At 61.6% G+C, this 24612-nt stretch carries 21 protein-coding genes and 1 tRNA gene; 12 read left to right on the top strand and 10 right to left on the bottom strand.

Annotated elements, in window-relative coordinates:
* Positions 1-31: 31 nt before the first annotated feature.
* Entirely contained in the window at positions 32-868 is an 837-nt protein-coding gene (locus ACR0IR_RS01705) for an alkaline phosphatase family protein (protein ID WP_170364714.1), read from the top strand.
* A 6-nt stretch (positions 869-874) separates the two neighbouring features.
* Here the strand turns inward: ACR0IR_RS01705 and ACR0IR_RS01700 are convergent, their stop codons facing one another.
* From ACR0IR_RS01700 to ACR0IR_RS01685, 4 genes are all read right to left on the bottom strand, one after another.
* A complete protein-coding gene (locus ACR0IR_RS01700; RefSeq protein WP_170364716.1) occupies positions 875-1798 on the bottom strand; it encodes an alpha/beta hydrolase in 924 nt (307 codons plus the stop codon).
* Between the two features lie 12 nt (positions 1799-1810).
* Positions 1811-3700, bottom strand: coding sequence for an acyl-CoA synthetase (locus ACR0IR_RS01695; RefSeq protein ID WP_170364718.1), 1890 nt, complete (start codon positions 3698-3700; stop codon positions 1811-1813).
* 154 nt (positions 3701-3854) lie between these two features.
* Positions 3855-5675 (bottom strand): ABC transporter transmembrane domain-containing protein, encoded by a 1821-nt coding sequence (locus ACR0IR_RS01690; protein WP_170364720.1) that lies wholly within the window; start codon positions 5673-5675, stop codon positions 3855-3857.
* Between the two features lie 128 nt (positions 5676-5803).
* Positions 5804-5877: transfer RNA gene (locus ACR0IR_RS01685), tRNA-Gly, on the bottom strand.
* A 307-nt stretch (positions 5878-6184) separates the two neighbouring features.
* On the opposite strand from ACR0IR_RS01685, the gene ACR0IR_RS01680 reads away from it, so the two are divergent.
* Entirely contained in the window at positions 6185-8074 is a 1890-nt protein-coding gene (locus ACR0IR_RS01680; RefSeq protein ID WP_170364722.1) for a PhoX family protein, read from the top strand.
* 54 nt (positions 8075-8128) lie between these two features.
* Here ACR0IR_RS01680 and ACR0IR_RS01675 read toward each other — a convergent pair whose 3' ends face one another.
* Both ACR0IR_RS01675 and ACR0IR_RS01670 read right to left on the bottom strand, forming a co-directional pair.
* A complete protein-coding gene (locus ACR0IR_RS01675; RefSeq protein ID WP_170364724.1) occupies positions 8129-8695 on the bottom strand; it encodes a tetratricopeptide repeat protein in 567 nt (188 codons plus the stop codon).
* 30 nt (positions 8696-8725) lie between these two features.
* Positions 8726-9214 carry an Lrp/AsnC family transcriptional regulator gene (locus tag ACR0IR_RS01670; protein WP_170357186.1) on the bottom strand — a complete coding sequence of 163 codons (489 nt, stop codon included), beginning with the start codon at positions 9212-9214 and terminating at the stop codon, positions 8726-8728.
* Positions 9215-9316: 102 nt separating this feature from the next.
* Between ACR0IR_RS01670 and putA the strand changes: the two genes are divergently transcribed.
* Genes putA through ACR0IR_RS01655 form a run of 3 tightly spaced genes read left to right on the top strand, consistent with a single transcriptional unit; the run spans position 9317 to position 13868 of the window.
* The gene (gene putA, locus ACR0IR_RS01665) at positions 9317-12715 is read left to right on the top strand and encodes a bifunctional proline dehydrogenase/L-glutamate gamma-semialdehyde dehydrogenase PutA (RefSeq protein WP_170364725.1); all 3399 of its coding nucleotides are present in this window, start codon (positions 9317-9319) and stop codon (positions 12713-12715) included.
* A gap of 41 nt (positions 12716-12756) precedes the next feature.
* Positions 12757-13500: a rhomboid family intramembrane serine protease gene (locus ACR0IR_RS01660; protein ID WP_170364727.1), complete on the top strand. Its 744-nt coding sequence runs from the start codon at positions 12757-12759 to the stop codon at positions 13498-13500.
* Positions 13501-13505: 5 nt separating this feature from the next.
* On the top strand, positions 13506-13868 hold the full coding sequence (locus ACR0IR_RS01655; protein WP_170364729.1) for a GFA family protein: 363 nt from the start codon (positions 13506-13508) through the stop codon (positions 13866-13868).
* On the opposite strand, the gene ACR0IR_RS01650 is transcribed toward ACR0IR_RS01655, so the two are convergent.
* Positions 13844-14683, bottom strand: coding sequence for an IclR family transcriptional regulator (locus tag ACR0IR_RS01650; RefSeq protein WP_170364730.1), 840 nt, complete (start codon positions 14681-14683; stop codon positions 13844-13846). The two genes, ACR0IR_RS01655 and ACR0IR_RS01650, sit on opposite strands and share 25 nt — an antisense overlap.
* A 196-nt stretch (positions 14684-14879) precedes the next feature.
* On the opposite strand from ACR0IR_RS01650, the gene bhcA reads away from it, so the two are divergent.
* The 4 genes from bhcA to bhcD are packed head-to-tail and all read left to right on the top strand — an operon-like array spanning position 14880 to position 19228.
* Positions 14880-16070: an L-aspartate--glyoxylate aminotransferase BhcA gene (gene bhcA, locus ACR0IR_RS01645; protein ID WP_170364732.1), complete on the top strand. Its 1191-nt coding sequence runs from the start codon at positions 14880-14882 to the stop codon at positions 16068-16070.
* Positions 16071-16080: 10 nt separating this feature from the next.
* Positions 16081-17067: a beta-hydroxyaspartate dehydratase BhcB gene (gene bhcB, locus ACR0IR_RS01640; RefSeq protein WP_170364734.1), complete on the top strand. Its 987-nt coding sequence runs from the start codon at positions 16081-16083 to the stop codon at positions 17065-17067.
* The gene (bhcC, locus tag ACR0IR_RS01635; protein ID WP_170364736.1) at positions 17064-18227 is read left to right on the top strand and encodes a 3-hydroxy-D-aspartate aldolase BhcC; all 1164 of its coding nucleotides are present in this window, start codon (positions 17064-17066) and stop codon (positions 18225-18227) included. Before bhcB ends, bhcC begins: the two co-directional genes overlap by 4 nt.
* Positions 18228-18241: 14 nt before the next feature.
* Entirely contained in the window at positions 18242-19228 is a 987-nt protein-coding gene (gene bhcD, locus ACR0IR_RS01630) for an iminosuccinate reductase BhcD (RefSeq protein ID WP_217357128.1), read from the top strand.
* 76 nt (positions 19229-19304) lie between these two features.
* Here the strand turns inward: bhcD and ACR0IR_RS01625 are convergent, their stop codons facing one another.
* Together ACR0IR_RS01625 and ACR0IR_RS01620 are read right to left on the bottom strand one after the other, a co-directional pair.
* On the bottom strand, positions 19305-20090 hold the full coding sequence (locus tag ACR0IR_RS01625; protein ID WP_170340678.1) for an inositol monophosphatase family protein: 786 nt from the start codon (positions 20088-20090) through the stop codon (positions 19305-19307).
* Positions 20091-20198: 108 nt separating this feature from the next.
* The gene (locus ACR0IR_RS01620; RefSeq protein ID WP_170364740.1) at positions 20199-21104 is read right to left on the bottom strand and encodes a LysR family transcriptional regulator; all 906 of its coding nucleotides are present in this window, start codon (positions 21102-21104) and stop codon (positions 20199-20201) included.
* Between the two features lie 94 nt (positions 21105-21198).
* Between ACR0IR_RS01620 and metF the strand changes: the two genes are divergently transcribed.
* Positions 21199-22065 carry a methylenetetrahydrofolate reductase [NAD(P)H] gene (gene metF / locus ACR0IR_RS01615; RefSeq protein WP_170364742.1) on the top strand — a complete coding sequence of 289 codons (867 nt, stop codon included), beginning with the start codon at positions 21199-21201 and terminating at the stop codon, positions 22063-22065.
* A gap of 182 nt (positions 22066-22247) precedes the next feature.
* On the top strand, positions 22248-22901 hold the full coding sequence (locus ACR0IR_RS01610) for a J domain-containing protein (protein ID WP_170364744.1): 654 nt from the start codon (positions 22248-22250) through the stop codon (positions 22899-22901).
* A 56-nt stretch (positions 22902-22957) separates the two neighbouring features.
* Here the strand turns inward: ACR0IR_RS01610 and ACR0IR_RS01605 are convergent, their stop codons facing one another.
* Positions 22958-23476: a YHS domain-containing (seleno)protein gene (locus ACR0IR_RS01605; protein WP_170364746.1), complete on the bottom strand. Its 519-nt coding sequence runs from the start codon at positions 23474-23476 to the stop codon at positions 22958-22960.
* Between the two features lie 241 nt (positions 23477-23717).
* On the opposite strand from ACR0IR_RS01605, the gene yghU reads away from it, so the two are divergent.
* Positions 23718-24596, top strand: a complete 879-nt coding sequence (yghU, locus tag ACR0IR_RS01600) for a glutathione-dependent disulfide-bond oxidoreductase (RefSeq protein WP_093964710.1) — start codon at positions 23718-23720, stop codon at positions 24594-24596.
* Positions 24597-24612 lie beyond the last annotated feature (16 nt).

Here is a 24612-nt window from a genome sequence, read left to right as displayed (position 1 = left end):
CAAACAAGCCAACCAACACGAGGGCCATGCGATGGACCGCAAGCTTCTGCTCATCATTCTGGACGGGGTTCCCTGGCGCAATTTTCGCCGGCAATTCGGCAACCTCGAGGGCTGGGTCGACAGTGGCGAGGCGCGGGTTTGGAAGCTGCGTTCGGTGCTGCCGTCGATTTCGGCCAGCTGCTATGCCTCGATCCACACCGGCGTGACACCGCAGGAGCATGGCTGCACCGGAAACGGCAACGTGTTCCGGCTGGACCACAAGGACATCTTCAGCCAGGTGCGCGAGGCCGGTGGCGTGACCGGGGCCGTTACCCACAGCTTCTGGTCGCAGTTCTTCAACCGCCACCCTTTCGACTATGTGCGCGACATCGAATACGACGAACCGGACAGCGCCACCATCAACCACGGCCGGTTCCACTCGATGACGGGCTATGGCAAGGCCAACCAGATGACGCCGTCCGATGTCGACCTGTTCGCGACCCTGACCAACCTGTGCCTGCGGTTCGGGCTGGATTACGGCATTCTTCATACCTGTACGCTCGACAGCATGGGGCACCGGTTCTACCACGACTGTGAAGAGATGGATCACGCCTGCTTCGTCATGGACGAGATGCTGGCCCCTTTCATCCCCCGCTGGCGGCAGTTGGGATACGAGGTGATCGTGACCGCCGATCACGGCCAGGACGAGCGCGGCCACCACGGCGGGCGCAGCGCGCTGCAGCAGGAAACGGCACTGTACTACTTCGGCGATGCCGAGGGCCCCGATGCGGAAACGGTCATTGACCAGCTGCAGTTGGCGCCCACGATCCTGACCCGCATGGGCGCACCGGTGGCCGAGACGATGAAGGCCAGGCCGTTCCTGCGCTGAGCGCGGTCAGTCGTAGTTCCACAACCCCTGCCCCAGCGCCTCGACCGCGATCGAGATCCGTTCGAAGCTGTCGGCGGCGCGGGTCACCGAATGGCGGGCGCGCAGGTATCCATGCACGAGTCCGGCCTCGTTGATCCAATGCGCCTGCCCGCCGGCGGCGGTGATTTTGGCGCAGTACGCGGCTCCGTCATCACGCAGGGGATCGCAGTCGGCGGTCACGACTACCGTCGGCGGCAGCCCGGAAAAGTCGGTATCGTGCAGGGGTGCGAATGTTGGGTCATGTTCCGGGACGGCGCCGCCGCAGCGGACCTTTTCATAGAACAGGACCTCGTCGCGCGTCAGCATCGGGGCGTGGGCGTGTTCGATATACGATCCCTGGTTCGGGTCGCCGCCCAAACCGGGATAGATCAGAACCTGCCCCAGGATGCTCCCGATGCGCCCGCGCGCGTGATGGGCGACGGCTGCGGCCAGGTTTCCGCCCGCGCTGTCCCCGGCCAGAACCAGCGGATCGCCGAATTCGGATTCCACCCAGTTCACCGCGGTCCAGCAATCCTGGAACTGCGCCGGATGAACATGTTCAGGACACAGGCGGTAGTCGACCGCCACCACCCGATAGCCAGTTTGGGCGCACAGTTCGGCGCAGACGTCATCGTGGCTGTCCAGCCCGCCCACGACGAACCCGCCGCCATGCATGTAGACGACGGTTCGGGTGGGATCTCCGCAGGAATAGATGCGCACCCCGACCCCATCGGCCGAGCTGTCCCGCGTTTCGACGCCCGGTGGACGCGGCTGCCGAAACGCGCGGCACATGTCGTCATAGACGCGGCGCTGGTCCTCGATGGACCGATCCACCGCGTCTTCGGGATAGCTTTCGGCGGTGCGCCGGATGAACGCCCAGGTCTCCTCGTCGATCAGACGTTCATAATCCATTGCCCCTCCGGATCAGTCGGCCCATTCCCACGGCCGGGTGAAGTTGCCCAGCACCTGGTTCACATCGTCCTCGGATGCGCCGTTCGCGTCAAGCTGCGCGACAAGGCCGCGCTTTTTGTCGTCGATGACCGACACGACTCGCGCCGGTACGCCGGCGGTTTCCAACGCCTGGTTGTAGACCCGCGTGATCGCCTGTTTGCGCAGCTCGGGCTTGAAGACCTTGCCCACCGCCGTCTTCGGCAGTTCGGGCAGGATGGTCATGTGCTTGGGATGCGCCGCGCGTTCGTGCACGTGCACCTTGCAGTATTCCAGCAGTTCTTCCTCGGTCACGCTGGCGCCTTCGACCAGTTCGACAAAGGCACAGGGAACCTCGCCCGCATGGGCGTCGGGCTGGCCGATGGCACCGGCAAAGGCCACCGCGTCATGGCCCAGCAAGGCCTCTTCGATCTCGGCCGGGTCGATATTGTGACCGCCGCGAATGATCAGGTCCTTGGCGCGGCCCGTGATCCACAGATACCCGTCCGCATCGAACCGTCCCAGGTCGCCGGTGCGCAGGTACTTGTCGAAATAGTAGAGATCGACGTTCTTGTCTTCCTCGGTATAGGTGTTCCCGGCAAAGACACCCGGGTTCGACACGCAGATCTCGCCCACTTCGTCCACCGCGCATTCCTTGGGGCCTTCGGGGCTGTCGCGCAGGATCTTGACGTCGGTGTACGGGAACGGAATCCCGATCGAGCCGATCTTCTTCTCGCCATCCACCGGGTTGCAGGACACCAGGCAGGTGGCCTCGGTCAGGCCATAGCCTTCGACGATGGTCACACCGGTCGCTTTCTCGAACCGGCGGAACAGCTCGACCGGCAGTGGAGCCGAACCCGAGAAGGCCGTCTTGACGGTCGAGATGTCGGCATCCACCGGACGCTGCATCTTGGCCGAAATCGCCGTGGGCACGGTGATGATGAACGAAACCTTCCAGCGTTCGATCAGCTTCCAGAAATTGTCGAACACGCCGTCGCCGCGATACCCGGCGGGGGTCGGGAACACCACATGGGCGCCCGACGACACCGCCGCCATCACGATCACATGGCAGGCAAAGACGTGGAACATCGGCAGCGGGCACATGATCACGTCCTCTTCCGAAAACAGCAGCGTGTGGCCCAGCCAACCATTGTAGATCATGCCGGAATATTTGTGCTGCGCGACCTTCGGCATACCCGTGGTGCCGCCAGTATGGAAATAGCAGGCGACACGGTCCTCTTTGCTGTCCTCGAAGGTCAGCGTGGTGGGTTGCTTGGCCAGTTCCTTGTTGAAATCCAGGTAGTCGGCGTGGGCGAGATGCTCTTTGTCGGTCATCTTGGGCCGGACCAAAGGCACGATCCACGATTTCGGCGGCGTCAGGTACCGGTTCAGGTCAATCTCCAACACGGTGTTGACACCCGGCGCGTGGCGCACGGCCTCGGCGACCTTTTGCGCGACGTCCGTTTTCGGGAATGGCTTCAGCGTGACCACGACCTTGGCCTTGGTCTCACGCAGGATCGACGCGATCTGCTCGGGCTCGAGCAGCGGGTTGATCGGATTCACGATCCCGGCCACCGCGCCGCCCATCATGGTGACCAGCGTCTCGTTGCAGTTGGGCAGCACATAGGCCACCACGTCGTTTTCCTTGACCCCCAAAGAGCGGAACAGGTTGGCCGCCTGGTTCGTCTTGGCCAGCAGTTGCGACCATGTCAGGGTTTCGGCCTTGTCCTTTGGGCCGGACAGGAGCTGGAAACTGATCGCGTTGCGATCCGGGAACTTGGTGGCCGTCCGCGAGAGCAGTTGATGGAACGTGACGGGGACATCGCGGTCCTCCCACGGCATTTCCTGCTCCATTCTCAGTTTGTCTTCCTTGCCCACAAAGGCCATGTGGTTCCTCCCCTTTTTTACCCTGCATTTTTGCAGGCTGTCTTGCGTCCAAGATGTAAGCAAATGCAGCCCTGCGCAAGCGAGGGCTTACCCTCGGGCAAGGGGAAAAAGTAGAATGACGCTACGGCGGTTCGCGAAATGCCCGCGCGTCACTTCACTCGGCGGCCACACCATCGGTGAACTGGAGACGCGCCAGACGCGCATAAAGCCCATCTTGCGCCACCAGATCGTCATGGGTGCCCTGCGCCACGATCCGGCCGTTCTCCATCACCACGATGCGATCGGCCTTTTTCACGGTGGCCAGACGGTGCGCCACGATCAGGGTGGTGCGCCCGGCGCGCATCTGGTCGACAGCGGCCTGTACGGCGCGCTCGCTCTCGGCGTCCAGCGCCGAGGTCGCCTCGTCCAGCAGCAGAACCGGAGCGTCGCGCAAAATCGCCCGCGCGATGGCGATGCGCTGTTTCTGACCGCCCGACAGCATCACGCCGCGTTCGCCGACGAAACTGTCATAGCCTTCGGGCAGGGCCGAGATGAAGTCATGCGCCGCGGCGGCACGGGCCGCGGCCTCGACCTCGGCATCCGAGGCGTCCAGCCGTCCGAACCGGATGTTTTCGCGCGCCGAGGCCGCAAAGATCACCGGATCCTGCGGAACCAGCGCCATGTGCTGCCGGAAATCCGAGCGGCGCATGTCGCCCAGATCGATCCCGTCTAGGCTGACCTGACCGGCCTCGGGGTCGTAGAACCGCTGGATCAACTGGATCACGGTCGTCTTGCCCGCGCCCGAGGGTCCGACGAAGGCCACGGTCTCGCCCGGGTTCACTGTCAGCGACAGGTCGTCCAGTGCCAGAACGTCGGGCCGGGCCGGGTAGCGGAAGGTGACGTTGTCAAAGGTTATCTGCCCCTTGACCGGCTGCGGCAGCGCCTTGGGCTGTGCCGGGTCGTTGACGGTATCCTCGGCGTTCAGCAACTCGACCAGCCGTTCGGTGGCGCCTGCGGCGCGCTGCAACTCGCTCCAGATTTCGGAAAGCGCGGCCACGGACCCGGCCATGATGATCGAATAGATCACGAACTGGATCAGCACGCCCTCGGTCATCACGCCGTTGCGCACATCGTTCGCCCCCATCCACAAAACGCCGACGATCCCCGAGAACACCAGAAAGATCACGATCACCGTCAGAACCGCCCGCGTCTGGATACGGCGCAGGGACACATGGTACGAGGTCTCGGTCATGTCACCGAACTGGCGGCGGCTGGCGTCCTCATGGGTGAACGCCTGTACAGTCTGAACGGCGCCCAGCGCCTCGCCTGCATTGCCCGACGAGGCGGCGATCCAATCCTGGTTTTCGCGGCTGATGACCCTCAGCCGACGCCCGAGAACCAGGATCGGCACCACCACCACCGGGATCAGTAGCAGAACCAGCCCGGTCAGCTTGGCCGAGGTCAGCAACATCAGCACAAGCCCGCCGATGAACATCAGGAAATTCCGCAATGCGATCGACACCGACGACCCCAGAACGGATTGGATCAGCGTTGTGTCGGTGGTGATACGGCTCAGGACCTCACCGGTCATGATGCGTTCGTAGAAGGCGGGGCTCATGCCGATGACGCGGTCAAAGACGGCTTTGCGGATGTCAGCCACCACACGTTCACCCAACCGGGTCACCAGCATGTACCGGATACCCGTTCCCACCGCCAGAACCGCTGCGATGCCCAGCGCCGCCAGGAAATACCAATCGAGCAGCTCACCGTCTTCGATGCGGAAGTTGTCGACCACGCGCCGCACGGCCAAAGGCAAGGTCAGGGTCATGCTGGCCGTCAGAACCAGCGCCAGCGTCGCCCCAAGCATCAGCAGTCGATAAGGCTTCATGAACGGCCACAAAGAGGCCAGCACGCTCAGCTTCCGGGATCCGGGTCGATCTTCATGAGCACCGGGCGCCTGCACGTTTGCTTGGTTGGCGGAGCGTGTTCTTGCCATGCCTGACCCTTTTTACCTTCTGGGACTCGCGATACGGCTTCTTGGCGGCGCAGGCGCGCCGGGTCAAGGAGACTGCGCGCAATAGCACCCCGACAAGGGCTTTTTGACGCAACTTATTCCGGAGAGGTTGGAGCGGGTAGACGGAATCGAACCGACATAGCCTGCTTGGAAGGCAGGGGCTTTACCATTAAGCTATACCCGCTTGGTGAAGGGCTGAGTAGTCCATGCCCGGGCCGTCGTCAAGAACCGAAATCCACCTACGCATCGCTTTTGCGACTGCCTGCTTGCGGTCAACCATTGCAGACTGCGCGGCCAACCGCCCATCGCTCTGAATTGCACTTGTTTTGGGGTCGCGCACTGGCGCAGCATACGATTGCAGTGCTTGCCGTTCGCGAAAACCTGCTTAGCGTGTGTACCGCCCCAAACGGTTAATGGGGTTGTTAAGTACCTGTAACAATCAGTTCCTAAATCCGTTTCACAAATTCATTCCGACAGCGAGGAATCATCCAATGAAAGACGTTGATCCAGCCACCCTTTCCGCCGACGATTGGGACGAACTGCATTTTCCCCGCCCCGACGAAAACGACTTTGACCGCGTCGTCGAAAGCGCCCTGTCGCGACGCGGCTTTCTGGGCGGAGTGTTGGCCTTCGGGTCGGGCGCTGCGGCCATGGGCAGCGGTCTGCTGGGGTCGACCTCAGCCTACGCACAGACCGCTTCTCGTTTTGCCTTCACTCCGATCGCGGCCCAGACCGATGGCACCGTGCATGTACCCGAGGGGTATGAATGGAAAGTCCTCATGCGCTGGGGCGATCCGCTGTTCTCCGAGGCTGACGGGTATGACATCACCGATGGTGGACCGGTCGAAAACTCGGACAAGGTTTTTGGCGAAAACACTGATGGTATGGAAACCTTCTCGTTCCAAGGGCACCAGTTGATCGCCATCAATCACGAGTATCCCAATCGCAAAATCAACCTGCCCGCAGCGCAGGAAGGTGTGCCCGCAAACGCGGATGACGTTCGAAAGTTGCAGAACCTGCAGGGTGTGACGGTGATGGAAATTGCCGAAACCCCGGATGGCTGGACCGTGGTCAAGGACAGCCCTTTCAATCGCCGAATTCACCACAACACCCCCATGAAGATCGTGGGGCCGGCAGCTGGCCACGACCTGCTGAAGACCGAGGCCGATCCGACCGGCACAACGTCGCTGGGCACGATGAACAATTGCGGCTCGGGCAAGACACCTTGGGGCACCTACCTGACCTGCGAAGAGAACTTCAACGGCTACTTCGGCTCCAGCAACGAAAGCGCGACATATACTCCAAAGGTCGCGGATGGCTTCAAGCGATACGGCATCAAGGCCGAAAGCTGGAACGGGTACGAATTGTTCGATCCGCGGTTTGACACATCGAAGAACCCCAACGAACCACATCGCGTCGGCTGGGTGGTCGAAATCGACCCGACCGATCCCAACAGCACCCCGGTCAAGCATACCGGACTTGGGCGGTTCAAACATGAAAACGCCGCGGTCGAGTTGGCCAAGGATGGTCGCGTTGTCGTCTATATGGGCGATGATGAGCGGGGCGAGTACCTGTACAAATTCGTCTCGAACGGCGTCTACACCCCCGGCGGGGATACCGAAGGTTTGCTGGATGACGGCACGCTGTATGTGGCCAGATTCAACGACGACATGTCCGGTGAATGGGTGCCGCTGACGCCGGAAACCACCGGCATGGACGAGGCCGAGATTCTGATCTTTGCCCGCATCGCTGCGTCTGAGGCCGGTGGAACCACGATGGACCGACCGGAATGGGTTGCAACCAGCCCGGTTCTTGCCGAGGCCTATTGCTGCCTGACCAACAACAAGAACCGCGGAGTCAAACCCAACGCGGGTGGCGATGATACTTCGGTCAATGGCCCCAACCCTCGGGAAGCCAACAAATACGGGCAGATTGTTCGCTGGCGGCCAGCCAACCAGGATCATGCAGAAACCGCGTTTCAGTGGGATCTGTACGTCATGGCCGGCAATCCGACAGTGCATTCCGATGCGTATGCCGGCTCCGAGAACGTAAACGAAGGCAACCTGTTCAACTCGCCCGACGGGATGATGATCGACAGCACCGGTGTGGTCTGGATCCAGACCGACGGGAACGACGACAACGAAGGCGATTTTGCAGGCCACGGCAACAACCAGATGCTGGCCGGCGACCCGATCACGGGTGAAATCGTTCGCTTCATGACCGGCCCGAACGGCTGCGAGGTGACAGGTTTGACATGGTCGGCCGACCGCCGGACCATGTTCGTAGGCATCCAGCACCCCGGTGGATCCTGGCCAGATGGGGGCACGCCGCGTTCCTCGATCATCGCGATCAAACGCAAGGACAACGGACTGGTCGGCTGAACCGTCTTACCTCAGCGATCACCCCCGGCGAAGGGTCGGGGGTGACAGTGCTGTTCAGAGATCTTGGCCCGGCATCGCCAAAGGCCCACCATCGGCTGCAAGGTGACGCTCGGGCAGCCACGGGTTCAGTTCCAGCGCCTCTGCCAGTGCAACGCGGGCTTCTTCCATTCTCTGCAGACCCATGAGGGTCAGCGCACGACCGCTCATCGCTGCGATATGGTTCGGCGACAGTTCCAGTGCGCGGTCCAGATCGGTCAGGGCCGATTCAAAATCCTGACGCAGGAAATTCACGAATGCGCGCTGGTTGTAGCCCTCGGCATACTCGGGGCAATATGCAATCAAACGGTCGAAATCCTGCAGCGCCCCCAACAGATCCCAGGCATTACGTCTGGACATGCCCTGATCCAATACGGTCTGCGCGGCCTCGTCAGGTGCGTCGGCCCACAGCTCCCACATCTGGTTCGAGATCTCGCGCGCGGCCATCTCGGTCTCGGCCTGCTGGATCTGACCGATAAGTTCACCCAGCCGGGCGGCGTGATCGGGCGCAGGCGGGCAGGTCTCAGCAATTGCCGGGATCCCAACGCCCGCGCTCAGAACTGTGGAAAGAATAAGGTGTCTCATAGTTCAATGGTGACGCGGATCGCCCTTTCGTCAACCCGCGCCATCGATGGCATCGGCCAGCCCGGTCTCTTTCACCGCCTCCATCGCCACGAAGGTTGAGGTGCTGGCTACATGCGGCAGCGACGAAATCTTTTCGGCCAGAACCGCGCGATATTCCGTCATCGACCCGGTCCGCACCTTCAGCAGATAGTCGAAATTCGACGCGATCATATGCGCTTGTTCGATCTCGGGCACTTTGCGGACAGCCGCGTTGAACTCAGCCAGCGCCTTTTCCCGCGTGTCGGTCAAGCGCACCTCGACAAAGGCCACATGGTCCAACCCTAGGCGGATTGGATCCAGCATGGCGCGATAGCCGGTGATGACCCCCTCGGACTCGAGCCGTTTCAGCCGCGCCTGTGTCGGCGATTTCGACAGCCCGATCCGCCGAGCCAGATCAGCGACCGAGATCCGCCCGTCCTCGGCCACGATGGACAGAATCGCGCGGTCGAACCGGTCCAAACCCGGAAAGTCGTTTCGCATGGCATTTAATCCGATATTCAGGACATCGGGTGTCAGATATTTCATTTTCGGTCCGTTGTCCCGCAAAATCGCAAGTATACTGCGTGAAAGACCGGAGGACACATGACCCACAGCCTGCGCCACACCATCGATTCCATGACCTACGCGGACCAGACCGCGTTGCTGCAATCCCTGACCGATCAGGCCACCCTGACCCAAGCGGACCGCACCGCCATCTGCGCGGCGGCCGCGCAACTGGTGCGCGACATCCGCTCCAGCACCGCGCCGGGGCTGATGGAGGTGTTCTTGGCCGAATACGGCCTGTCCACCGATGAAGGCATCGCGCTTATGTGCCTAGCCGAGGCGCTGTTGCGCGTGCCCGACGCCGACACGATCGACGCGCTGATCGAAGACAAGATCGCACCCTCGGACTGGGGCAAGCACCTGGGCCACTCGTCGTCATCGCTGGTCAATGCCTCGACTTGGGCGCTGATGCTGACAGGCAAGGTGCTGGACGAGGGCAAGGCCTCGCCGGTCAGCGCCCTGCGCGGCGCCATCAAGCGGCTGGGCGAGCCGGTGATCCGCACTGCGGTGGGCCGCGCGATGAAGGAAATGGGCCGTCAGTTCGTTCTGGGCGAAACCATCCAGTCCGCCATGAAACGCGCCGCCGGGATGGAGGCCAAGGGCTATACCTATTCCTACGACATGCTGGGCGAAGCCGCCCGCACCGAGGCGGACGCCGCGCGCTATCACCTTTCATATTCCCGTGCCATCGCGGCGATTGCCGATGCCTGCACGCAGGACGACATCCGCGCCAACCCCGGCATCTCGGTTAAACTTTCGGCGCTGCATCCGCGCTATGAGGTTGCGCAGGAACAGCGCGTGATGGACGAGCTGGTGCCGCGTCTGCGGGCGCTGGCGCTGTTGGCCAAAGCGGCCGGAATGGGCCTGAACGTCGACGCCGAAGAGGCCGACCGCCTGTCGCTGTCCCTGCAGGTGATTGAGGCGGTGCTGTCCGAGCCAGCGCTGGCCGGATGGGACGGGTTCGGCGTGGTGGTACAGGCCTATGGGCCGCGTGCCGGGCTGGTGCTCGACACGCTTTATGACATGGCCGAGCGGTACGACCGCAAGCTGATGGTGCGTCTGGTCAAAGGCGCCTACTGGGATACCGAGATCAAGCGCGCGCAGGTCGAGGGCGTCGACGGCTTCCCGGTCTTCACCAACAAGGCGGCAACCGACATCTCTTACATCGCCAATGCCCGCAAGCTCTTGGGCATGACCGACCGGATCTATCCTCAGTTCGCGACCCACAACGCCCACACGGTCAGCGCGATCCTGCACATGGCCGAGGGCCAGCCCTTCGAGTTCCAGCGCCTGCACGGCATGGGCGAGACCCTGCACCAGATCGTCAAGGACCAACGCAATACCCGCTGCCGCATCTACGCGCCGGTTGGCGCGCATCGCGACCTGCTGGCCTACCTGGTGCGCCGGCTGCTGGAAAACGGCGCCAACAGCTCGTTCGTCAACCAGATCGTGGACGAAAACGTTGCCCCCGAAGTGGTGGCCGCTGATCCGTTCGAGGCCGTGCGGAAACCTGCACGCCACATCCCAACCGGCCCCGAACTGTTTCAACCTGAAAGACCAAACTCGCTAGGGTTCGACCTGCATCACACACCGACATTGGACCGGATCGATGCCGCCCGCGACGCCTTTCGCGCACATCACTGGTTCGCGCAGCCCCTGCTGGCCGGTGACGCAGCGCCCGAGGCCGAGGAACCTGTCATCAACCCCGCCCTGCCCGAGGACCGGCCCGGCGCGGTCGCCCCGGCCAGCGCCGCGGATGTGGAACTGGCGCTGGCCGCAGCTGCTCCGTGGCAGGCCTCAGCGGTCGAGCGCGGCCGCGTCCTGAATGCCGCCGCCGACCTCTACGAGGCCAACTACGGCGAGCTCTTCGCCCTTCTTGCGCGTGAGGCCGGCAAATCACTGCCCGACGCGGTCGCCGAACTGCGCGAGGCGGTGGATTTCCTGCGCTACTACGCCGCCAGCATCCCCGACGCAGAACCTGCCGGTAGCTTCACCTGCATCAGCCCGTGGAACTTCCCTCTGGCAATCTTCACGGGGCAGATCTCGGCAGCGCTCGCCGTGGGCAATGCGGTTCTGGCCAAGTCTGCGCCGCAGACTCCGCTGATCGCCCACCGGGCGGTGCAGCTGCTGCACGAAGCCGGCGTGCCGCGCGATGCGCTGCAATTGCTGCCGGGCGGGCCATCGGTCGGGGCCGCGCTGACGTCGGACCCGCGCGTCTCGGGCGTGGCCTTCACCGGCTCGACCGCGACGGCATTGAAGATCCGCGCTGCAATGGCCGAGCACATGCGGCCCGGAACACCGCTGATCGCCGAAACCGGCGGGCTGAACGCGATGATCGTGGACAGCACTGCCCTGCCCGAACAGGCCGTGCAGTCGATCATCGAAAGCGCCTTCCAGTCGGCGGGGCAGCGGTGCTCGGCCCTGCGCTGCCTGTATCTGCAGGACGACATCGCCGATGACGTGCTGACCATGCTCAAGGGCGCGATGGACGCCTTGTCGGTGGGCGATCCGTGGCTGCTCTCGACCGATTGCGGCCCGGTGATCGACGAACAGGCCCGACAGGGCATCGCCGACCACGTCGCCAAGGCCCGCGCCGAGGGTCGTGTGTTGAAGGAACTGGCGCTGCCGCCCCAGGGGATCTTCGTGGCGCCCACGCTGATCGAGGTCTCAGGCATCAATGCGCTGGAACGCGAGATCTTCGGCCCTGTCCTGCATGTCGCCCGGTTCAAGTCACACGAGATCGACCAGGTGATCGCCGACATCAACGCCACCGGCTACGGCCTGACCTTCGGCCTGCACACCCGCATCGACGACCGGGTGCAGCACGTGACCGAGGCGATCCACGCCGGTAATATTTACGTGAACCGCAACCAGATCGGCGCGATCGTCGGCTCGCAGCCTTTCGGCGGCGAAGGCCTGTCCGGCTCCGGCCCCAAGGCGGGCGGCCCGAACTATCTGGCCCGTTTCTGCGCCCCGGACCGACAGGTCGTGGCCGCGGAATTGTCCGCCCCAGCCGACCTGCCCGCACCGATCGGGCAGCCTGCCGCGCCGACGACCCGTTCGATGCCCGGACCGACCGGCGAATCGAACCGGCTGACCGAGTTTCCCCGCGCGCCGTTCCTGTGCCTGGGCCCCGGCCCCGAGGCGGCCAAGGCGCAGGCAAACGCCATTCTCGCGCTTGGCGGCACCGCGATTCAGACCGAGGGCGCGCTTGACCTGCACCGGCTTGAGAACCTGCCGGGAATATCGGGGGTTCTGTGGTGGGGTGATGCGGACACCGCGCGCCAGATCGAGCGCCATCTGGCGCGGCGAGACGGCCCCATCCTGCCGCTGATTCCCGGCTTACCCGACCGGTCGCGGGTGATGGCCGAGCGCCATGTCTGCGTCGACACCACGGCTGCCGGAGGAAACGCCGCACTACTGGGCGGAGCGGCATAAGCTGACTTGACGCTGGGTCGGGAAAAGCCCAGCGTCCCCCCATGTTTCCAATTCGAGACCACAACCCTTCGGGGCGGACGCCCTTTGTCGTCTATGCGCTGATCGCGGCGAATGTCCTGATTTTCCTCAGCTATGTCGGATTCATGGACGACGCCCGGCTGATCAACCGGTTCTATTTCGACTATGCGATCATCCCTGCCCGCATCAGCGACGGCGTGGCGCTCGAAACGCTGGTGACGTCGATGTTCCTGCATGGCGGCTGGATGCACCTGATCGGCAACATGCTGTTCCTGTGGATCTTCGGCGACAACATGGAGGACGAGATGGGCCACCTGCCCTTCCTGCTGTTCTACATGGTCGCGGGTATCGGCGCCGGGCTGGTCCATATCGTCACGGCTCCCGGGTCGTTGGTTCCCACCATCGGCGCGTCCGGCGCAATTGCGGCCGTGATGGGGGGCTACCTGCTGATGTTCCCAAAGGCGCGTGTCGATATCCTGCTGATTCTGATCATCTACTTCCGGGTCTTCACCATCCCGGCCTTCGTGATGCTGGGCGTCTGGCTGGGAATGCAGTTCCTTGGCAGCGTGTCCAGCAACCCTGACGCCGGCGGTGTCGCCTATTGGGCGCATACTGGTGGCTTTGTGATCGGTTTGGTTCTGTGCATCCCGATGTGGCTGAAACGAGGCGGACCAGCTTATTGGAACCGTACCCATGGTCACCCGCCACATCCCGAACACCGCTACAAGCTCAGCCAGTCCCGTATACCAAGAGTACCTCGCCGTTGACCCGAATGACTGCCATCTGCCATTGCGGCGCCGTGAAGATCGAGGCCGAGTTCCCCGGTGGCCTGTCCACGGCTGCCCGATGCGACTGTTCCTTCTGCATCCGCCGCGGGGCCGCCGCCGTGACGGCCACGACCGAGAGCCTGCGCATTCTTGAAGGCGCCGAGAACCTGAGCCTCTACACGTGGGGAACGCACACGGCGAAACACTATTTCTGCAAGACCTGCGGGATATACGTTTATCACCAAAGACGCTCGGATCCGGCGGAGTGTGGCGTCAACCTTGGCTGCATCGAGGGCGGAAACCCCAGAACCCACGGGCCGATTCCTTGGAATGACGGGGTCAATCACCCGTCTGATCGGTCTGACTGATCCGGACTTTGACCACCGCTCAACCGCGTGATCTCTTGCGCAGCCTGAACGACGTGGGCGGCAAGCTCGGGTGCCCGGTCCGGATTGAATCGCGCGGTCGGCCCCGAGACAGAGATTCCGGCGCAAGGTTCCTGCTTGTCGTTGAAGATCGCGGCTCCGATGCAGGACATGCCCGAGTGGCGCTCCTCTCGATCATAAGACCATCCGCGCAGCCGCGTTTCGGTCAGATCCTCGCGCAAGGTATCCAATGTGGCGCAAGTATTGGGCGTATACGGCACAAGCTTGGTGTCCGCCAACACCTTGGCCCGGGATGCCTCGGTCATGGCCGCCAGGATCGCTTTGCCCGTACCCGAGGCATACATCGGTGTGCGCGCGCCCGGCGGAAAGAACGCCCGGATCGGGTTCGATGTCTCGACTTGCCCGACAAACACCACTTCCGACCCGTCGGGAACTGCCAGGTTCGCAGTTTCTCCGCTGTCCTGCATCAGGCGTCTAAGAACTGACCGGCCGATCTCGACAACGCTGTTGTGCCGCAGAAACGAAGCGCCTGTGCGATAGGCTTCGACTCCGATCATCCATTCCTGACGTTCTTCGCTGAAGCTGACGAACCCATGCTTTTGCAAGGTCGTCAGGATGCGATGCGTGGTTGCAGTAGGCACGTCGATCTCACGCGCGAGGTCGCTGAGCGCGGTGCGTTCAAGCCGTGCGACCGTGGTCAAGACCCCCAGCGCACGGTCCAACGCCTGCATGGTTCCGGCCGAGCTTTCTTTGAACAACGACTTGGGCCGGCCGCGCGGGCGCTTCTGGGCTGACATTGTGATTCTCCCTCATTTTGGCCGAACGGCCGTCTGGCTTTCTCAGCTGATCACAAACACTCAGCGAAATGAGAAAGTGAATATCCTGCCTTTATGGCAGGTTACGAATTTTTTCGAAATAATGAAAATATTTTTCAAGAAAATTGCATCACCGCCGACGCGGAGACAGACTTGGGGCAAAGCGGAGGACATGATGATGTCAAAACAGAACCCGGTCTTCATTCCCGGCCCGACGAATATCCCGGATCGCCTCCTGCGCGCGATGCAGGTCCAGACCATTGACCACCGCGCGCCGGATTTCGTTCAGGCCTTTGCGCCGGTACTCGAGGGCCTCAAGCAGGTATTCCGGTCGACCACGGGTCAGATTGTGACCTTTCCATCCAGCGGCACAGGTGGGTGGGAAGCTGCGATCAGCAACACACTTAGCCCGGGCGACAAGGTTCTTGTGGCCCGCCATGGCGTATTCAGCCATCGCTGGATCGACCTTTGCCAACGGCATGGGCTGGACGTGCAAGTCATCGATTGCCCATGGGGCAGCGGGGCACCTGCCGATCGGTTTCAGTCGATCCTCGCCGACGACCGGAACCACGACATCCGGGCGGTTCTGGTGACGCATAATGAAACGGCCACCGGCGTGCGCTCGGATATCCTGTCGGTCCGATCGGCGATGGATGCCTCGGCGCACCCTGCCCTGCTGATGGTCGATTGCGTCAGTTCGCTGGCCTCGATGCCGTTCGAATTCGATGGCTGGGGCGTCGATATTGCGGTTTCGGGGTCGCAAAAGGGGTTCATGCTGGCCGCTGGAATGGCAATCCTGTGCGTCAGCCCCAAAGCGCTGGCAGCGATGGATGGTGCGCGGCTGCCCCGCACCTATTTCGACTTTCGGGACATGTTGGACGCCAATGCCTCGGGCGGGTTTCCTTACACGCCGCCGCTGCAACTGATCTGCGGACTGCAGGAAAGCCTGTCCATTCTGTTTGACGAAGGCCTGGACAACGTCTACGCCCGTCACTTCCGTCTGGCTGAAGGCGTGCGTCGGGCCGTCGACGCGTGGGGATTGAGCCTGGTCGCTCAATCGCCGGACCTCTACTCGGACACTGTCAGCGCAGCCTATGTGCCCGATGGGTTCGACAGCAATGTCCTGACTAACCATGCCTATGACACCTATGGAGTGTCCTTCGGGATCGGCCTGGGCCAATTGAACGGCAAGGCGTTTCGCATCGGTCACCTGGGCAGCCTGACGGACGTCATGGTTCTGTCCGGCCTCGCCACGATCGAGATGGCGATGGCCGATCTGAACTACCCGATACAACTGGGCAGCGGCGTGGCGGCAGCGCAGGAATACTTCCGTGCAAACGGCACCAACCGCTCGCGCGCTGCGGCTTGAGGAGATCGGTATGTTGGACACGCTTTCGGCTGCAGATCTGACGATCGACGACATGCGCGCAGCGCAGGAACGGATCAAACCACATATCCGGCGTACACCCGTCCTGTCGTCGGAGTATCTGAACGCACAAACCGGCGCACGGCTCTTTTTCAAGTGCGAGAACCTGCAAGAGGCCGGAGCCTTCAAGGTTCGCGGCGCCTGCAATGCGGTATTCGGATTGCCCGACGAGATCGCCGGCAACGGCGTCTGCACCCACTCCAGCGGGAATCATGCGCTGTCCCTGTCATATGCGGCCGGTCGACGCGGTATTCCCTGCAACGTCGTCATGCCACGCACTGCACCTCAGGCCAAAAAGGACGCGGTCCGTAGGTTTGGCGGCACGATCACCGAATGTGAGCCATCGACATCATCGCGCGAAGCGACCTTTGCCCAGGTGCAGGCCAAAACGGGTGGCGAATTCGTGCACCCCTACAACGATCCGCGTGTCATTGCAGGACAGGCCACATGCTCGGCCGAGATGCTGGAACAAACAGGTGGGCTTGATGCTGTTATCGCTCCGATCGGCGGCGGCGGAATGGTGTCGGGCACGTGCCTGACGGTATCGAATCTGGCCCCTGATGTCGCGATCTATGCCGCGGAACCTCGGCAGGCTGATGACGCATACCGATCTTTCAAAGCCGGTCGGATCATCGCCGACGACGCACCCAAGACGGTGGCCGATGGCCTTCTGGTTCCGCTGAAGGAAAACACCTGGCACTTCGTGTCGCGGAACGTTGCCGACATCTTCACGGCTTCCGAAGACGAAATCGTGGCGGCCATGAAACTGGCCTGGAAACACCTGCGACTGGTGATTGAGCCATCTTCGGCCGTTCCGTTGGCAACCATTCTCAACAACCCCGAGGTTTTTCGAGGCAAACGCGTCGGCGTGATCTTGACCGGCGGCAATGTGGATTTGGACAAGCTGCCCTGGTTGGCCGGGCAAGGAGGAGAAGGATGAACAAACCCGTGAACATCGATCAATTGGACGTCGGCTTCGACGTCCCAGCAGCAATCGGCATGGATGAAAGCGAAATCCAGACTCCTTGCCTGATACTGGACCTCGACGCGCTGGAGCGGAACATCCGCAAAATGGGCGACTACGCCAAAGCGCATGGTATGCGCCATCGGGTGCATGGCAAGATGCACAAGTCTGTGGACGTCGCGCGCCTGCAGGAGAAACTGGGCGGCGCAGTTGGCGTGTGCTGTCAAAAGGTCTCGGAGGCCGAGGTTTTTGCGCGTGGCGGGATCAAGGACATCCTTGTGTCAAACCAGGTGCGCGATCCGGCCAAAATTGACCGCTTGGCTCGGCTGCCGAAGCTGGGCGCGCGAACGCTGGTCTGCGTGGATGACATCGAGAATGTGCCCGCGCTGTCCTCTGCGGCGCAGACCCATGGAACGCAGCTGGAGATCCTGGTCGAGATCGACTGCGGCGCGGGGCGCTGTGGCGTGACCAGTACGGCTGACGTCATTGCCATTGCCCGCGCAGTCGAGGCGGCACCGCACCTGAAGTTCACCGGCCTCCAAGCATATCAGGGCGCGATGCAACATCTCGATAGCTATGACGCGCGAAAGGAAAAACTGGATGCAGCAATCGCCATGGTGCAGGACGCCGTCGACGGGCTGAAGGCGGACGGGATTGAGTGCGAACTGGTTTCGGGTGGTGGGACGGGATCCTATTACTTCGAAAGCAATTCGGGCGTTTACAACGAATTGCAGTGCGGGTCCTACGCGTTCATGGATGCCGACTATGGGCGGATTCTGGACCGGAATGGCCAAAGGATCGATCGGGGCGAATGGGAAAACGCCTTGTTCATTCTGACCAGCGTCATGAGCCACGCCAAACCGGACAAGGCGATCTGTGACGCAGGGCTCAAGGCACAGTCGATAGACAGCGGTTTGCCGGTGATTTTTGGCCGCGATGATGTCGAATACCTGAAATGCTCGGACGAACACGGTGTGATCGGCGACCCCAACGGCGTGTTGCGGGTGAACGACAAGTTGCGTCTGGTCCCCGGGCACTGCGATCCGACCTGCAACGTGCACGACTGGTATGTTGGCGTGCGCAGCGGAAGGGTCGAGACCCTGTGGCCGGTCTCTGCTCGCGGTAAAGCGTTTTGATCATGAGGGACGAGATGAACGCTGAAACCAATCTGATACAGATCGTTGGCGAAGACCTCTGCCGGCAATTGGTCAACCGCGAGCTGGCGTTTGAGGCAATCCAAGACGTGTTCTCAGCGATGGCACGCGGCGGAGCGCGCAACTTCCCCGTCATCCGCGAAGGGCTGGGTCATGCCGGCGCCGTATATGGGTTCAAATCCGGCTTTGACGCCGAAGGCTTGGTTCTGGGTGTCAAATCTGGTGGCTATTGGCCGGGAAACACCAATCGCGGACTGACCAACCACCAATCCACCGTCATCCTGTTCGATCCCGATACCGGACAGCCTTCCGCGTTGGTCGATGGAAACTATCTTACGGCTATCCGCACGGCTGCGTCCTCGGCAGTGTCGATCGCGCACCTGGCCCGTACGGACGCCAAGGTGCTTGGCATGGTCGGCGCGGGCCATCAATCGGCCTTTCAGTTGCGCGCCGCCGCCGAGCAACGCGAATTCGAAAAGGTGGTGGCATGGAATCCCCATCCCGAAATGCTTCCGAAACTGGCCGCCGTCGCGCAGGACATCGGACTGTATTTCGAATCCGTCTCGCAGCGGGAACTGGGGGCACAGGCCGACGTTATCATCACGATCACATCGGCGTTCGAACCGCTGTTGATGCGCGATTGGATCAAGCCCGGAACGCATCTGGCCTGCATGGGCACCGACACGAAGGGCAAGATGGAAGTCGACCCCGAACTGGTTGCTTCCGCTCAGGTCTTCACCGACGAGGTTGCCCAGTCCGTCACCATCGGTGAGGCGCAGCACGCCGTGGCTTCGGGCGCGCTGGATCCTGACGCCATCACGCCGATTGGAGCAGTCATTAATGGCGATCATCCCGGCCGAACAAAGGCTGACCAGATCACCTTGTTCGATGGGACCGGGGTCGGGTTGCAGGACCTGGCCGTGGCGTCCGTGGCTGCGCGGCTGGCCTCTGAGGCAGGCTTGGCGGGTACTGTACGGCTTTGAAACAAAACGCCCGGCCAATTCGGCCGCGCGATCTTAGAAATTGGTTCTGGTCGTTTCCGGCCGCCGTATTGACGGATCAGCCGCGGATCACCTTGGCGAACTGGTCGAAAATCGGTTCGTTGGCGCAGATGACTTCCCCGTCGGACAGAATGCTGCCTTCCGGGTTCAACGGTTGAACGAACCCACCCGCCTCTTTCACGATGATGATGCCAGCGGCCAGATCCCAGGCGTTCAGGCGACGCTCCCAGAAGCCTTCGTAGCGGCCAGCGGCAACATAGGCCATATCCAGCGCAGCTGCACCCCAGCGACGCACACCCGCGCAGGCGGGCATCAGACGGGCCAGGTCCTGCAACGTGGCCGGCAGGTCCGAGCGGCCACCAAACGGCAAACCGGTCGAGAAGATCGATTCGATCATCCGGCTGCGGCTCGACACGCGGATACGCATGTCGTTCATCCAGGCACCCTCGCCCTTTTCGGCAAAGAACATCTCGTCCTTCGCGGGATCGTAGATGACGCCCGCGACGATCTTGCCCTTGTGTTCAAGTGCGATCGAAACCGCCCAGTGCGGCAGGCCGTGCAGGAAATTGGTCGTCCCGTCCAGAGGGTCAACGATCCAACGCCGGGTCGGGTCTTCGCCCTCGATCACGCCGCCTTCTTCAGCCAGCCAACCGTAGGTGGGACGCGCGCCCAGCAGTTCTTCTTTCAGAATGTTCTCGGCTGCAATGTCAGCCTTCGAGACGAAATCGCCCGCGCCCTTCATCGACACCTGCAGGTTCTCGACTTCGCGAAAGTCTTTTACCAGCGATCGGCCCGCTTTTCGCGCGGCCTTGATCATGATGTTGAGATTTGCACTGCCAACCATAGTTCCGAGGCTCCTGTCCGGTCAAACCGCGCGTATACTGGCGCAACGCCCCCTTGCCAAGAGGAATGATGCGCATAGCAGCATGCCGCTTCCCGCGTGGCCAAAACCTTATTGCTGCTGCAGCTTGCGCGCCTCTAGGCTTGCCAGCTTGACCAATTCCTGCACAAAAGGTTTTTCCATGTCCTCGGTTCGTACTGCGGCATACAGCCGACGCGTGATGCCATCCTTGGTCAGCGGACGGGTCACATAGTCCGAGTTGTACTTGACCTCGCGCACCACCCAGTCGGGCAGAACGGATATTCCACGGTTTGACGCCACAAGCAGCAAGATCACGGCGGTCAACTCGACTTGCCGGATCGCAGCAGGTTCAACGCGGGCCGGGATGAGAAGCTGGCTGAAGATATCAAGCCTCGTGCGTTCGACCGGATAGGTGATCAGCGTTTGACCGCGAAAATCCTCGGCCTCAATATACGGTTTTTCTGCCAACGGATGGGTCGAGGCGGCGACAAAAACAGGATTGTAATCAAACAGCTCGATGAACTCGACGCCCGGCAGATCTTCGGGGTCCGAGGAGACGACCAGATCGACCTCTTCCTTCTGCAGCGCGGGCAGCGCGTCAAAGGCCAGACCCGGCCGGATATCGACATCCACATCCGGCCAAGACTTGCGGAAGGCCTCGAGCACCGGGAACAGCCATTCAAAACAGGCGTGGCATTCGATCGCGATGTGCATCCGCCCCGTGCGCCCGTCGCGCAGCGAGGAAAACTCCTCCTGCATCGCTTCGACCTGCGGCAGGATCTGCTCGGCCAGTCGCAACAGGCGCAGCCCAGCGGCCGACAGCTTCATCGGTTTCGACCGGCGCAGGAACAGCTCGACGCCGGCCTGATCCTCCAGCCCTTTGATCTGATGGCTGAGCGCAGACTGCGTGATGTTCAGTTGATCCGCCGCACGGGCCAACCCACCACATTCATGGATGGCTTTGATCGTGCGCAGGTGTCGAAATTCGATATGCATCTTTCGTGTCGTTCATGTTGTTCTTGAATAATATGAGTTTGTCTCACAAAGAACTCCATGGCACAAGAGCCGCAACACAACCTGCGAGACTGCCATGACCCAGCCCGAGATTTCCTTCGAATTCTTTCCGCCTCAGACGCTCGAAGCGTCGTTTCGCCTGTGGGATACGGTCCAGACACTGGCGCCACTGGCACCCCGTTTTGTCTCGGTCACATATGGTGCGGGGGGCACCACCCGTGAATTGACCCGCGATGCGGTGGCGACGTTGCACAAATCCTCGGGATTGAAAGTCGCGGCCCATCTGACATGTGTCGACGCTTCACGCAGCGAGACCTTGGCCATTGCCGACAGCTTTGCCGCGGCCGGCGTCACCGACATCGTTGCGTTGCGCGGCGACCCACCCAAGTGGCAGGAACGGTTCGTCCCGCATCCCGATGGGTTCGCCCACTCGGTCGAATTGACCGCAGCACTGGCGGAAACCGGCAGTTTCACCATCCGCGTCGGTGCCTATCCCGACATTCACCCGGAAGCGCCACATGCACAGGCTGACATCGACTGGTTGAAAGCCAAGTTGGACGCCGGCGCAGACGAGGCTTTGACGCAATTCTTCTTCGAGGCCGAAACCTTTTTGCGCTTTCGCGATGCCTGCGCCAAGGCCGGGATCGACAAGCCGATCGTGCCGGGCATCCTGCCAATCGAGAACTGGGCCGGTGCCAAGAAATTTGCCAAACGCTGTGGCGCGCAGGTGCCGGACTGGGTCGATCAGGCCTTTGACAAAGCAATCCGTGACAACCGGCACGACCTGTTGGCCACCGCGCTATGCACCGAGCTGTGTTCGGACCTGATCGACGAAGGCGTGGACAAGCTGCATTTTTATACGCTGAACCGCCCCGAACTGACCCGCGATGTGTGTTTTGCCCTTGGGATCACGCCCAAAGCCGATCTGCAAAACGTCGCCTGACTGTTCCCTGCATTTGCACAAGCCAAAGGGGGATTGCCCCCCTGCGGCCCGCTGCAAGGTGCGAACAATTCGCCATGCAACGGCGCACTGTCCCCGCCAAGCCTACCAATTCACTGGATAATTTGACAGAAACTCAAGGCTCCGGAAAATAGGAGCCAGTTGTTTTATCGAGTGATTTTGGTATGGAGCCAGTCGAGAAAATTCAGGCTCGCGTAGAAGCACTGCACGTCTTGGGCCTTGATCAGACCGCCACCGCATCGGACATCCGGAATGCGTGGCGCGACATCGCCTTTCATGCACATCCCGACCATACAGGCGGCGACTGCAATCAGTTTGCGCGGGCGAAGTCGGCCTATGACTATCTCCGCAAAAACGGGTTGGCAGGAAAAGGCGCCGGCCCGGCCCAACCACGACGCCCGAAACTCAGAAAGCGTATCATCGAGCTGGACGAGAAGGATATTTCCGCCTGCCTGAAGCTGCTCGATCCAAGTCGCGCCCTATCCTTTGGCGAGACCAGCACGGAAGATTGCCCGCAATCGGCGCGCAATTCGGACCATGTACCAGAGGCGATCGGATGCTATGGCCGCGACCTGACCTATTTCGTTGCGACGCCGGTTTGCGAAGGTGAAAACCGCGTTGCCCTGCCGACATCCGTTCTGGCCGGCTTTCGGACCGTCGAAACCGAAATACTGTCCTTCCAGGCCAAGAATGGCGGAGCGGGCGAGGTCGTTGTTCCCGACACCATTCGAGAACGCAAGTTTCCCGGCGCGCGCAGCGTCAGGATCCGGTTCGAGGCGAATCAGGCCACTCGGGAACAGTTCTGGCAGGCTTGTTGAAGACCCAAAATTGAAAAAGGCCCGGCGGGTCTGCCGGGCCTGCAACGCGCGTCACGTCAGTTCGCGATCGGGCCTTCGGACGTGAATTTCGGGATCACGTTGGTCGAGGCGTCATTGCCTTCGAGCCCCGGCCAGTTCCCCTCAGCCAGGTTGATGTTGCCCGGGACGTCTTCTTCCCAAAAACCGACCACGACATCGGTGATGTTCAGATACAGCTTGTCGTCAACGATCCGCCAAAGGTTGGGGTTGCCGGGAACCTTGCCGCCCTTTGACACGCCATAGGCGCAATGCCCATCATATTGCGGCGCATAGAACGCGGGGTTTTCAAGGAACTTCGCGCGGTTTTCTTCGGTCGCAAAAGCCCAGGTCGCCCCATTGTAATCCGCAGTGATATCCGACCGTCCGCGCACGCCTTCTGGCTGGGATTGTCCAATCGGCGATTGTGCAAGCCCACGGTAGGCCACCACATCATATCCGGACACGGCGAAGCCGGTCCCATCGACGTATTGCGGGCCGGCAAAGGCGGGCACGGCCAACGCCATTGCAGCAGCGAAGGTCAGAGCAAATCTGTTCATGTTTCATGTCCTCGTGTTTTGACGGGTTGCAGTGCCAGAGTGGCTGTCTGCAGAGACAATAAGCAATTCCCTTCATCGGCGAAGACCCGTTAACGCCGCTGTGACCATTGACGAGCAAACGTGAGCAGTCTTGCCGCAATTGTTACAGAACAGCCGCCACGTCGGGGGTTGGCGTTCTTGTTCTGCAACACTAACTCTTGTCGGGCCGGGCGCGGCTCGGCTCTGGGACGAAAGGCAGAAGATGAGCGACACCACCACATACACCCCACCGAAAGTCTGGACATGGGATAGTGAAAGCGGAGGGCGTTTCGCGAACATCAACCGCCCCATTGCCGGTGCGACCCATGACAAGGAATTGCCCGTCGGCAAACATCCCTTGCAGTTGTATTCGCTTGCAACGCCAAACGGGGTGAAAGTGACGGTCATGCTGGAAGAGCTTTTGGCCTTGGGTCACGCAGGCGCGGAATATGATGCATGGCTGATCAATATTGGTGACGGCGATCAGTTCGGCTCGGATTTTGTCGCGATCAACCCGAACTCGAAAATCCCCGCTCTGATGGACCGCTCGGGTGAAACACCGATACGGGTGTTCGAAAGCGGTTCCATCCTTGTACATCTGGCCGAAAAATTCAGTGCATTCCTGCCCGAATCCGGTCCCGAGCGCACCGAAGTGATGAACTGGCTTTTCTGGCAGATGGGCAGCGCGCCTTATCTGGGTGGTGGGTTCGGGCATTTCTACGCTTATGCGCCAGAGAAATGGGAATACCCGATCAACCGCTTTGCGATGGAAACCAAACGCCAGCTGGATGTTCTGGACCGCGAACTTGCGGACAAAGCTTTTATCGCTGGCTCGGACTACTCGATCGCCGACATGGCGATCTGGCCGTGGTATGGGCAACTGGTTCTGGGTCGTTTGTACGACGCGGCCGAATTCCTTGATGTCGCGTCCTACAAGAACGTCATGCGATGGGCGCAAGAGATTGACGCGCGGCCGGCCGTGAAGCGAGGCCGCATGGTCAACCGCGCATTCGGAGAGTTGCACACCCAACTGCGCGAACGGCATGATGCGAGCGACTTCGAAACCCGTACGCAGGACAAGCTGGAAACAGCAGCCGAATAACTTTGTTCATTTGGCG

It is taken from the genome of Ruegeria sp. CF2 (assembly GCF_056537385.1).
Note: the sequence above shows the minus strand (reverse complement) of the source record. Positions and strands in the feature narration are given on the sequence as shown.